Annotated in this window: 7 protein-coding genes; 6 read left to right on the top strand and 1 reads right to left on the bottom strand. The window is 59.1% G+C overall.

The window, feature by feature from the left end; translation table 11 throughout:
- Positions 1 to 116: 116 nt before the first annotated feature.
- From ORG26_RS23285 to ORG26_RS23270, 4 genes are all read left to right on the top strand, one after another.
- Entirely contained in the window at positions 117 to 683 is a 567-nt protein-coding gene (locus tag ORG26_RS23285) for a phosphatase PAP2 family protein (RefSeq protein WP_266366071.1), read from the top strand.
- 12 nt (positions 684 to 695) lie between these two features.
- Entirely contained in the window at positions 696 to 1520 is an 825-nt protein-coding gene (locus ORG26_RS23280; RefSeq protein WP_266366069.1) for a hypothetical protein, read from the top strand.
- A gap of 204 nt (positions 1521 to 1724) precedes the next feature.
- Complete coding sequence (locus ORG26_RS23275) at positions 1725 to 2666, top strand: ribose-phosphate pyrophosphokinase (RefSeq protein ID WP_266366067.1); 942 nt, start codon at positions 1725 to 1727, stop codon at positions 2664 to 2666.
- A 103-nt stretch (positions 2667 to 2769) separates the two neighbouring features.
- The gene (locus ORG26_RS23270; protein ID WP_266366065.1) at positions 2770 to 3330 is read left to right on the top strand and encodes a 50S ribosomal protein L25/general stress protein Ctc; all 561 of its coding nucleotides are present in this window, start codon (positions 2770 to 2772) and stop codon (positions 3328 to 3330) included.
- Between the two features lie 486 nt (positions 3331 to 3816).
- On the opposite strand, the gene ORG26_RS23265 is transcribed toward ORG26_RS23270, so the two are convergent.
- The gene (locus ORG26_RS23265) at positions 3817 to 6069 is read right to left on the bottom strand and encodes a sodium-translocating pyrophosphatase (protein ID WP_266366063.1); all 2253 of its coding nucleotides are present in this window, start codon (positions 6067 to 6069) and stop codon (positions 3817 to 3819) included.
- Between the two features lie 243 nt (positions 6070 to 6312).
- On the opposite strand from ORG26_RS23265, the gene ORG26_RS23260 reads away from it, so the two are divergent.
- Both ORG26_RS23260 and ORG26_RS23255 read left to right on the top strand, forming a co-directional pair.
- The gene (locus tag ORG26_RS23260; RefSeq protein WP_266366061.1) at positions 6313 to 8817 is read left to right on the top strand and encodes a PIG-L family deacetylase; all 2505 of its coding nucleotides are present in this window, start codon (positions 6313 to 6315) and stop codon (positions 8815 to 8817) included.
- Complete coding sequence (locus ORG26_RS23255) at positions 8817 to 12554, top strand: hydantoinase B/oxoprolinase family protein (RefSeq protein WP_266366059.1); 3738 nt, start codon at positions 8817 to 8819, stop codon at positions 12552 to 12554. The genes ORG26_RS23260 and ORG26_RS23255 overlap by 1 nt, the downstream gene beginning before the upstream one ends.
- Positions 12555 to 12556 lie beyond the last annotated feature (2 nt).

Raw genomic sequence — 12556 nt, 5'->3', positions numbered from 1 at the left:
GAAAAGACAAAAGAAACAGGACCCGGGTTCTGATTGGGAGCCTCCGGGTCGTTTGCCTTTTCTCTTTTTTCTTTTGTCTGAATAAACCGGAACGGCCTTTAGTTTAACAGCCTGATATGGAGACCCTCAATCGCTTCGATACGGAGCTTTTTTTGTACCTGAATAACCTGTACGCGCCCTGGCTCGATCCGATCATGATCCGGATCACGGAGCGCAATACCTGGATTCCGTTCTACGTGGCGCTGGTAATCTGGCTGGCGTACCGCTACCGGAAAAGGGCCATCGGCCAGGTGCTGATGCTCGGTGCAGCCGTTGCCCTGAGCGATCAGTTTGCGTCCGGCCTGCTCAAGCCGCTGACCCTGCGGCTGCGGCCCTGCCACGAACCTGCGCTGCAAAAGCTCATCCATCCCGTCATGGAATGCGGTGGCACGTACGGCTTTGCTTCTTCCCACGCGGCCAATACGTTTGCCCTCGCAATGGGGTTGTGGCTGCTGCTCGGGAAGGAGTACCCGCCTGTCCGGTGGGTGTTTGTCTGGGCCGTGCTGGTGGCCTACAGCCGGATCTACGTCGGGGCGCATTATCCGCTCGACATTCTGGCCGGCGCGGGCGGCGGGGTGCTGATGGCGGGCCTGAGTTATGCGGTTTACCGGCAAATTTCCCGTAAATTGGGAATAGTTGCCTGAGATTCCGTGCCGATGATAAAATTGCCTTTTTGCCTGAAGATTGTTTTCCTGTTCGCGGCCTTGGCCGGACTGCTTTCCTGCCGGGAGCCGGATTCCGAAATAACGCATTGCTGGAAAGTAAACCGGATTCAGATTGAGGAGCCCGTTCAGATGGCCGCCTTCCCGGACTTTCGGGAGCCCCAAACGCTGGACAACTGCTTTCTGCGGTTTTACCCGAACCAGACGGCGGTGATCTGGCAGAAGGAGCAGGGCTACTCGGTTTATCAATGGAGTTACTCGCCCAAAAATGAAGCGTACCTCGTCTCGGGGCCGGGCGCGCAGAGCAGTCTGCAGTTCCGCATGGTCCGGCGGGAAGGCGAATCGGCTAAACTGGCCGTCCTGAACGACGCCGACCGGGAAACGGGCGTCAACCTGCTGATTTCCACCACACGATTGTACGAGGACGACGAAATGGACCTGCTCCACCCGGACATGAACGCCTGGCGCTTCCGGCCCGCGCGCCGCGAAAGCCCCAAAGAACTCGAAAAGCGGGTCTGGGGCATGGTCAACTTCGTCGTCAATTATTTCGAACTGATCGAACGGAAAGACCAGCGTTATTTCGAAACGCCCATCCTGCAAAGTCCCTTCCGCTTCTACAGCGGCGGCATCGGCATTACGAGGGAAGAAGCCCTGCCGGACGTCTGGGTCAATTGTTTTTACGACAAAGAGGACGTTCACAAGGCGTACCTCATTCTGACCGATGCGTTTGATAAGGACATCGAGTATCCCAAAGACACCCGGAAGCACACGGAGGGATACCTTAAAGTGCTGAAGGCCGTCCGCTTCAATCTCGAATAAGCCTGCGAACCCGACGCTTCATCGTGTTTTCGGAGGATGTACAGCCCCGGCCAAACGGCGTGCTGAGTACTGGAATGCGCCCATCGCGGGATGCAATTGGCTGCTATTTTGAACGGCTCCGGGTTATTCTCCGCCAAAAACATTCCGGACGGGGGTGTCAAACCTCAAACTATTTCCGTACCTTTGCGCAAATTTTAAGTACCCATGGCCTCGCTGAACACCGTCAAAATCTTCTCCGGTAGTCAATCCCGATACCTATCCGAAAAGATCGCCCGTCACTACGGAAAAGATTTGGGAGGGTACACGCTCCGCCGCTTTTCGGACGGCGAGCTGTCGCCCAGTTTTGAGGAGTCTGTCCGGGGCTGCGATGTGTTTCTGATCCAGTCGACGATGCCGCCGGCCGACAACCTGATGGAACTGCTCCTGATGGTCGATGCCTGCCGTCGGGCTTCGGCGCACTATGTGACCGTGGTGATTCCGTATTTCGGTTACGCCCGTCAGGACCGGAAAGACAAGCCGCGTGTGTCGATTGCCGCTAAGGTGGTCGCCAACATGCTGGAATCCGTCGGCACGGACCGCCTGATGACCATCGACCTGCATGCCGGGCAGATTCAGGGCTTTTTCGACTTTCCGGTCGATCATCTGGAAGGAACGTCGGTGTTTGTGCCGTACATCAAAAGCCTGAACCTGGAAAATCTGATCGTCGCGTCTCCGGACGTTGGCGGCGCGGCCCGGGCCCGGAACTTTGCAAAGCACTTCAACGCCGAAATCGTGCTTTGCGACAAGCACCGGAAGCGGGCCAACGAAATCGCCTCAATGCAGGTCATCGGGGACGTGGAGGGCGCGAACGTGGTGCTGGTCGATGACCTGATCGACACCGGCGGCACGCTTTGCAAAGCCGCGCAGATTCTGCGCGACAAAGGGGCCAAGTCCGTCCGGGCGGTGTGTACGCACCCCGTCATGTCGGGAGCGGCCCACGACAACATTGCCAACTCGGTGCTCGAAGAACTGGTGGTGTCGGACACGATTCCGATGCGCCACCCGAACGACAAAATCCGGGTATTGACCGTAGCCGAGCTTTTCGCCAAAGCCATCGGCCGCATCCGTGACCATGAATCTATCAGTTCACTTTTTATAAATCACTGAGGGGAGACAAAAGAGAAAAGACAAAAGAGAAAAGACTGTTCCGGCTCCAAGGCCTTTAATTCTTGTCTCTTGTCTCCTGTCTCTCTTCCAAAGTCAAAAAAACATGAAAAAACACGAGATTGTAGGGTTTAAAAGAGCGAATCTCGGTCGTAGTGAGTCTATTGCACTCCGCGCCGAGGGTTATGTTCCCGGCGTACTGTACGGGGGCACTGAGCAGGTTCATTTCTACGCGCCGACGATTCTGTTCCGCCAGTTGCTGAGCACGCCGGACGCTTACGAAGTAACGCTGAATATTGAAGGTGACGAATACCGCGCTATCCTTCAGGAGACGCAGTACCACCCGGTGAGCGATCAGCTGCTGCACGCCGACTTCCTCCAGATTGTTGACGGCAAGCCGTTGAAAGTGGAGGTGCCTATCCGCTTCGTCGGTACGGCTCCGGGCGTTCAGAAAGGTGGTAAACTGATCCAGAAGCTGCGCAAAATGAAACTCAAAGGTCTGGCCGAGAACATTCCGGATTACGTGGACGTGGACGTAACGACCCTCGACCTCGGCAAGACCGTGAAAGTGGGCCAGGTAACGGTGGAAGGCGTCGAAATCCTCGACAACGTTTCCAACCCGATTGCATCCATTGAAATTCCGCGTTCGATGCGGGGCAAAGTGTAAGGTCCGCCTGCACTTCATTGCTGATAGATTACAGAAAACGCCAGCCCGCGAGGGGTGGCGTTTTTTTTGGTTTTGGATTTTCGCGTGGCTTCCAGTGAATAAAGCAGTAAGATGTTGCAAGCCGTTTTGTCGCGTAGCGACCTAATGTTTGTAGCCTTCAAGCAGTCAATAGCCTTTCGCGTGCCGTAGGTACGCTACTTACCTGAGGTTATGAGTGGCTTACCTACGGCACGCGATGCTAGGTCGCTACACGACGAACGAACCGGAAAAAAGGACCAGGCAACAAAGCCATTTCGTTTTACCAATTTAATGTCCCGTACCATTACCGCAAAATACAATTGCAACCCGGCTATTTTCAGAAGCTTCAGTTTATTCTAATTTCCTTAAATCACCTCCCGCTAAATCCAGGTTTTCAACTATACAAAACGACCCAGCCCCCTCGCGGAAACTGGTCTGTTCACTCATACGAGACAGGCGCGGTAAGGTTTACCGCTGCTCTTCCTGCTCCGGTTTGTTGGGCGTTTCTACCTCCTCGTTGTCCGCTCCGGTCGATTTTTCGAGGTCAACGTCTTCCTGACCCCCCACGGCCTCAATGCCTTCGCGGTTGGTGCGGGTGCCGGCATCTTCCGGAATGACGGCAATGTGCGGGGCGATCACCAGCGACACGATGGACATCAGCTTGATGAGGATGTTCATCGACGGGCCGGAGGTGTCCTTGAACGGGTCGCCCACCGTGTCGCCCGTCACCGACGCCTTGTGCGGCTCGGACTTTTTGTAGTACATCTGCCCGTTGATTTCCACGCCTTTCTCAAACGATTTCTTGGCGTTGTCCCAGGCGCCCCCGGCGTTGTTCTGGAAAATCCCCATCAGCACGCCCGAAACCGTCACACCCGCCAGCAGACCACCGAGTACTTCCGGGCCAAACACGAACCCGACAATCACCGGCACCGTCAGGGCGATGGCACCCGGCAGCATCATTTCTCGGATGGACGCCTGCGTCGAGATGGCGACGCACTTCTCGTATTCGGGCTTGCCCGTTCCTTCCAGAATCCCCGGAATCTCGCGGAACTGGCGGCGCACTTCCTCCACCATTTTCATGGCCGCCCGGCCCACGGCCGCAATTGCCAGCGATGAGAAGATGAACGGAATCATGCCTCCCACAAACAGCCCGGCCAGAACATCCGCCTTGTAAATGTCAATCGAGGAAATGCCCGAAATCCCGACGAAGGCCGCAAAAAGGGCCAGGGCCGTCAGGGCGGCCGACGCAATGGCGAAGCCTTTTCCGGTCGCGGCGGTGGTGTTGCCCACGGCGTCGAGGATGTCCGTGCGGCCGCGCACTTCTTCCGGCAGGTGGCTCATTTCGGCGATCCCGCCCGCATTATCCGCAATCGGCCCGAAGGCGTCGATAGCCAGCTGCATGGCCGTGGTGGCCATCATCCCGGCCGCCGAAATAGCGACCCCGTACAGCCCGGCGAAGTGGTAGGAGGTGTAAATACCCGCCGCCAGCACCAGAATCGGCAGGACCGTGGACTCCATGCCCACCGACAGACCACCGATGATGTTCGTAGCGGCCCCCGTCGCCGACTGCCGGATGATCGACAGCACCGGCCGACGGCCGATGGCCGTGTAATACTCCGTAATGATGGACATCAGCGCCCCGACAACCAGGCCCGTCACGATGGCGTAAAACACGTCCATCCGGTCAAATTCCACGCCCCGGATTTCCATCGTGCCGGTCGGCAGGATCGCCACGACGAGAAAGTAGGAAGCGATCAGCGTCAGGATGATCGAACCCCAGTTGCCCGTGTTCAGCGCGCCCTGCACGTTGCCGTTATCGTCTTTGATCCGGACAAAATAGGTGGCGATAATGGAAAACAGGAGGCCAACGCCCGCAATCATCAACGGCAGGATGATGGGCGCGTGGCCGACGATGTTGGAAGCTTCCGGCACCACGATTTCGCGGCCCAGTACCATCGTGGCCAGAATGGTCGCCACGTACGAACCGAAAAGGTCGGCGCCCATGCCCGCTACGTCGCCCACGTTGTCGCCCACGTTATCGGCGATGGTGGCCGGGTTGCGCGGGTCGTCTTCCGGAATTCCGGCTTCGACTTTACCCACCAGGTCAGCGCCCACGTCGGCCGCTTTGGTATAAATACCGCCGCCTACCCGGGCAAACAGCGCAATGGATTCGGCCCCGAGCGAAAAGCCCGCCAGCACTTCCAGCGTTTTCTCCATCGGCAGGCCATTCACGTCGGCCAGACCAGTGATGTACATATTATAGAAGACAATAAAAAGGCTTCCCAGACCCAGAACGGCGATGCCCGCCACGCCGATGCCCATGACCGAACCACCCGTGAAGGAGACGTCCAGCGCCCGGGCCAGACCCGTCCGGGCGGCGTGCGTCGTGCGGACGTTCGCCTTGGTGGCGATGTTCATGCCCACGTAACCGGCCAGCGCTGAAAGAAACGCCCCCAGCACAAAGGAAAGGGCAATGACCGGACTTGAATTTTCGACCAGCGTGCCCGACCAGCCGAGCAGGATGGCAACAATGATGGCAAAGTAGGTGAGTACGCGCCATTCGGCTTTTAAAAAGGCAATGGCCCCGGCCGAAATGTACGAGGCAATTTCCGTCATCCGGGCGTCTCCGGCTTCCTGTTTCGACACCCATAAAAACTTGGTGTACATAATCACCAGGCCAATTAGCCCCATAACCGGAACTAAGTACATACTATTATTCATGCGAAAGGATTAAAATGGTTAAGTTGGAATGTTTGCGCTCAAATATAGAGGTTGGTTCCGAAAAACAAAGGTGGATAAAATCCTTTATTAGAATTTTTTCCGGGAAAGTTTGGCTTTTTCTGGTAATAAAGTATAGCTGAGTAACAAACCCCGTATAATGCCTTTCAGAATTTTATTTTCCTGATAGAATGAGTGTTAACCGGCTTCTTTATTTTTGTTAATTCCAATCCCCGAATCGTAACAATGAAGAAAATCCTGCTCCTTTTCGGTCTGCTGACGCTGTCCGGTCTTTTCGTCCTTCAGGCCCAGCCGGCAAAATCCACGCACCCCGGTCAGCTGCTGCAAAACCTCAAACGGTTGAATGTCCTTGGCTCGGTCCTTTACGTGGCGGCCCATCCGGACGATGAAAATACGCTGTTCCTGACCTGGTTAGCCAACGAAAAGCAGGTCCGGACCACCTATCTGGCCCTCACCCGCGGCGATGGCGGCCAGAACCTGATCGGGACGGAGCAGGGCATCGAGATCGGGCTCATCCGCACGCAGGAACTGCTGGCCGCCCGCCGCATCGACGGACCGGAGCAGGCGTTCAGCCGGGCGTACGATTTTGGCTTTTCCAAGTCCACCGACGAAGCGGTCCGCATCTGGGGACAGGACAAAGTGCTCGGCGACGTGGTGTGGGCCATTCGCAAGTTCCAGCCCGACGTGATCGTGACCCGTTTTCCGCCCGATGCCCGCGCCGGTCACGGCCACCACAGCGCCTCGGGTTTTCTGGCCGAAGAAGCCTTCCGGATTTCCGCCGACGCCACCAAATACCCCGAACAGCTCGCGTTCGTCAAGCCCTGGAAAGCCCGCCGCATCCTGTGGAATGTCTTTATCCCCGGCGCTTTCGGCAGCAACAAGCGGCCGGAGGAAGCGGGGAACATGCTGGGCATGGAAACGCAGCTGTACAACACGCTGCTTGGGAAATCGTACGGCGAAATTGCCGCCGAAAGCCGCTCCCAGCACAAAAGCCAGGGATTTGGCGTGGCCGCCCAGCGGGGCGAACGCATCGATTACCTGCTGCTGAAAGACGGCGAACCCGTGCAGCAGGACCTTTTCGACGGCGTCGATCTGTCGTGGGGTCGGGTTCCGGGCTCCGGGCGCGTGCAGGCGCTCATCCGCGACGCCATCAACCATTTCAACGCCGCCAACCCGTCGGCTACCGTCCCGGTGCTGGTAGAGATTCACCGCGAATTGCAGAAACTGGACGGCAACAACGGCTACGTCGCCGCCAAAAAGAAAGAAACCGAAGCGCTGATCCGCGACTGTCTAGGTTTGTGGCTGGAAGCCAACCCGACGGACTATGCCGCCGCGCCCGGCGAAGGCATCCGGGTGAACATCAGCGCCGTCAACCGGTCGGGAGTGCCGGTCACCTGGACGCGCCTCCGGCTGCCGGAGGTCGGTCGGGATACCAGCCTGAATCTGAGCCTGAAGGCTAATGCCCAGCAGGTGCTCCCGTTCTTTGTGCAGGTAGCCCGAACGCAGAAAATCAGCCAGCCGTACTGGCTCGAAAAACCCATCGACAAGGGATTGTTTCAGGTGGCGGACCAGCGGTTGATTGGCCTCCCCGAAAATCCGCCTGCCGAAACGGCCGAGTTTACGGTCGAAATTGCCGGACAGCCGTTCACCTTCACGCAGCCCTGGATGTACAAGTCGGTCGATCCGGTGGACGGGGAAATCTACCGCCCGTTCGAAATCCGGCCGGAAGTGACCGCCAATGTCGTGGAGAAAGTGTACGTTTTTTCGGACAATGCGCCGAAAACGGTGGAAGTCATTTTGAAAGCCAACCGGGCATCCGTCAGCGGAACGCTGGCGCTGGAAGTGCCTAAAGGCTGGCGCGTGGAACCGGCTTCGCTTCCTTTTTCGATTGCCGAAAAATACGGGGAACAGCGGGTTTCGGTCAAGGTATTTCCCAACGGTTTCGGCGAAGGTACGCTCCGGGCACTGCTTAAAACGTCCGCTGGCACACTGACAACCGGCATTCGTACGATTCAGTACCGGCACATTCCCGCCCAGACTTATTTCCCGCCCGCCGAGGCCAAACTGGTCAAACTGGACGTAAAAGTGGCGGCGAAGCGGGTCGGGTACATCATGGGCGCCGGGGACGAAGTGCCGACGGCCTTGCGCCAGATGGGTTGCAGCGTGACCATGCTCGACGCTGGCGAACTGGCCAAGGACCTGAGCGGCTACGACGCCATTGTGGTAGGCGTGCGGGCCTACAACACCGAAGACTGGCTGCGCTTTTACCAGAGCAAGCTGCTGGAGTATGTCAAAAACGGCGGGACGATGGTGGTTCAGTACGTAACCCCCGGCGGGGGCGGATTTATCCAGAACGGCCTGAAGGTGAACCAGCTGGGGCCTTACCCGTTCTCCGTGGGCCGCGACCGGGTCACGGAAGAGGAAGCCAAGATGACGTTTCTGAATCCGCAGCACCCGTTGCTGAACGTGCCGAATAAGCTGACGGACAAAGACTTCGCCGGATGGGTGCAGGAGCGGGGCATTTACTTCGCCGTCGATTGGGACAAAGCCTACGAGCCGATTTTTTCGGTCAATGATACCGGAGAAGCCGCGAAACAGGGCAGCCTGATCTACGCCCGATACGGCAAAGGCCACTTCATGTACACCGGTCTGGTCTTCTTCCGCGAACTGCCTGCGGGCGTGCCGGGGGCTTACCGGCTGTTTGCCAACATGATTTCGGTCGGAAAATAATGGTCCACATCTGGATTGATACCGGCGGTACATTCACCGACGGCATTGCCCGGGAACCCACCGGCGAACTTCGGCGGGTTAAAGTACTGAGCAGCAGTTGCCTCCGAGGCCGGATAACCGCCGAAGGCCGGGTGGAAGCGCCCTGGCTGACCGCCCCGATTTTCACCGATTATCGGATAACGATTCTGGAAACGGGTGAACAGAGCCGCATTGTCGGGCTGTCTGCGGACGGGCTGCTCCGTACGGAACCCGCCCTGCAAAGTCCGTTTCCGGCCACGGTGGAGCTTTCCTCGGGCGAAGAAGCGCCCGTGCTGGCGGCCCGCCTGTTGACCCAAACGCGTTTGGGACAGCCGTTTCCGCCGCTGGAAATGCGGTTGGGAACCACCCGCGGCACCAATGCGCTGCTGGAGAAAAAAGGCGGCCGCGTCGCGCTGCTGGTGACCAAAGGGTTTCGCGACCTGCTTCGAATCGGCACCCAGCAGCGTCCGGACCTGTTTCAACTCGCCATTCCCCCGGCGGAAGTGCTGTATCAGCACGTACTGGAAGTGGACGAACGGACGGCCGCCGATGGCACCATACTCCGGGCGCTTTCGGAAGACGAAATCCGCCGCCTGGTCGATTGGGTAAGAGAGCAGGCCGCCGACGCCGTGGCGGTTTCGCTGCTGAATGCCTACCGGAATCCCGCCAGCGAGCAGCGGTTGAAAGACGCCCTGCGGTCGGCGGGTATCGGCCCTGTCACGATTTCCAGCGACATTTCTTCGGCTATTCACTACGTTTCGCGGACCCAGACGGCGGTCGTCAATGCCTACCTGTCGCCCGTGCTGAACGATTATCTGGCGAACCTCCGGCGACAACTGGGCGGCCATCCCGTTCGGGTGATGACCAGCGCGGGCGGACTGGTGCGGGCTGATTTGTTTCAGCCCAAAGACAGCCTGCTGAGCGGTCCGGCGGGCGGGGTCGTCGGTGCCGGGAAAATCGCCCGGATGCTGGGGCATCACGTCCTGACGCTCGACATGGGCGGAACCAGCACCGACGTGGCCCGTTATGAAGGAGACGTGGACTACCGGTTTACGACCCGAATAAACCAGTTCGAACTGCAACTTCCGTCGCTTTCCATCGAAACGGTGGCGGCGGGCGGGGGTTCGGTTTGCTGGTTCGACGGCGTCCGGCTGCGCGTGGGACCGCAGAGTGCCGGAGCCTCGCCGGGTCCGGCCTGCTACGGCGGGGGCGGCGCACTCACCATCACGGATGTTAATCTGCTGCTCGGCAAACTCAGTCCGGCCCATTTCAGCATTCCGTTTTTTCCGGAAAAGGCCCGGCAGGCACTGCGGACGGTCCAGAACCAGCTTAGGGAACAAACCGGGGAAATTCCCGACGAACAAACCCTTTTACGCGGCTTCGAACGGATTGCCAACGAAGCAATGGCGGGCGCCATCCGGAAAATTTCGGTCGCCCGCGGCTTTGACCCGAAAGAGTACGCCCTGCTGGTTTTCGGCGGCGCGGGTGGATTGCACGGCTGTTCGGTAGCGGATTTGCTGGGAATCAAAACGCTGATTCTGCCGTTCGATGCGGGCTTGCTGAGTGCCTACGGCATCGGCCACACGCCCCTGAAACGGATGGCCTCCCGGACAATTCTCCAGACACTCAGCGATTTTGCCGAATCAGCACCGGCCGTTGCCGAAGAACTTATTCGGGCCGCCACCGCGCAACTCCAGGACGAAACCGGGCCGCAGACGGCCACGTCTGTTCAGGAAATAACGCTTAAACTGCGGTTGCAGGGCCAGGAATCGACGCTGGACGTACCGTTTTCGGAGCGGGCAGAAAGCGACTTCCGGGTCTTGTACCAGAGCCGGTACGGGCACCTGCCGGAAAATCGGGCGGTGGAGGTGGAACGGATGGTGGTCTGGGTCAGCACCATCGGCGAGCGGGAAATTCCGGCCCGGAAGCCGCCGGTCTTTCGCCTCCTCCGTCCGCCGAAATCCGGTACTTATCCGGTCTACGAGGCAGGTTCTCTGGAGGAAGGCGATGTCTTCGACGGCCCGGCGTTGCTGCTCAACAAAACGTCTTCCTCGTTTATCGAAGCCGGTTGGCGGGTCACGGTCTGGGCCTGGGGAAATGCCGTTGCCGAACGAATGCAGGAACCGGCGGCGGACAACGCATCGGGAGCCGGACAGGGAGCCATTCAGGCCGAACTGTTTACGCGGCGGTTCATGGCTATTGCCGAAGAAATGGGCGCTCAGTTGCAGCGAACGGCCTTTTCGGTCAATGTGAGGGAGCGGCTGGATTTTTCCTGCGCCTTACTGGATGCGGACGGGTACCTGGTGGCCAATGCGCCGCACATTCCGGTGCATCTGGGAAGCCTTGGTGTTTGCACCCGGCTGGTACTCCAGCAGTTGACGCTGGGACCGGGCGACATTGCCATCACCAATCACCCTCGGTTTGGCGGTTCCCACCTGCCCGATGTCACGCTGATCATGGCGGTTTTTTCCGGGGAAGGCCAACGGATTGGCTACGTGGTGAACCGGGCACATCATGCCGAAATTGGCGGGAAAGTGCCCGGCTCGATGCCGCCCGATGCCGTCCGGCTGACGGAAGAAGGCGTGGTGCTGGCCCCGCAGTACGTGGTTCGCAACGGTGAATTTTTGTGGGAAGGGGAGAACGGCCTGGCGGCTCAATTCGTCGGCGCCGCTTACCCGACGCGCGCCCTGACCGAGAACCGGGCCGACATCGAAGCGGCCATTGCCTCGCTGAAAGCGGGAGAAACTGTCCTGCGGGCTCTGGCCGAAAAAGTTGGCCCCGCCGAAGTGCAAAAGCAGATGCAGCGCCTCCGGCAAACGACGGCCGAAACGCTCCGAAATCTGCTCCGGCGCCATGAGGGAAAGCTGTTCAGGGCCGAAGAAAGGCTGGACGACGGACACCGGATTGCCGTGCAGATTCGGGTGGAGAAAGGCGAAATTACATTTGACTTTTCAGGAACGTCCGCCGTTCATCCCCACAACCTGAACGCCAACGTGTCCATTCTGTACAGCGCCATTCTGTACGTGCTGAGGCTCTGGGTGGCCGAGGACATTCCGCTGAACGAGGGCTTGCTCGACCCGGTGCGCGTAAGGCTGCCGGACGCCTCCCTGCTGAATCCGGTCTTCCCCGACAACCCGGCCGACTGCCCGGCCGTGGTGGGCGGCAACACCGAAGTCAGCCAGCGGCTGGTCGATACGCTGCTGAAAGCGCTGGGGCTGGCGGCGTGCAGTCAGGGGACGATGAACAATTTTCTGTTTGGAAACGAGGCGTTTGGCTATTACGAAACCATCGGCGGCGGGGCGGGGGCGACCCAAAGCGCCGACGGACGGTCGGCGGTCCACCAGCACATGACCAACACCCGGCTGACCGACCCCGAGGAACTCGAACGCCGTTATCCGGTGCGCCTGCGGGAGTTTGCCATCCGGCCCAATTCGGGCGGAGCCGGTGAGCGGCGCGGCGGCGACGGCATCATCCGCGAACTGGAGTTTCTGGAACCCGTTCAGGTCACGCTGCTCAGTCAGCACCGCGTCGAACGGCCTTACGGCTTGGGCGAGGGCGAAGCGGGCCAGCCGGGCCGCCAGTTCCTGAGCCACCCAGACGGTCAAACGGAGGAGCTACCCGGTATTTTCACGCGGGCCGTGCAGCCGGGGCAGCGCATCCGAATCGAAACCCCCGGTGGCGGCGGCTATTCCCCGGAGCGGCGCTCGAAGGAAGTTTGACG

It is taken from the genome of Tellurirhabdus rosea (assembly GCF_026278345.1).
In the GTDB taxonomy this organism is placed as follows: domain Bacteria; phylum Bacteroidota; class Bacteroidia; order Cytophagales; family Spirosomataceae; genus Tellurirhabdus; species Tellurirhabdus rosea.
The sequence above is the reverse complement of the archived record's forward strand: the minus strand, read 5'-3'. Positions and strand labels throughout refer to the sequence as shown.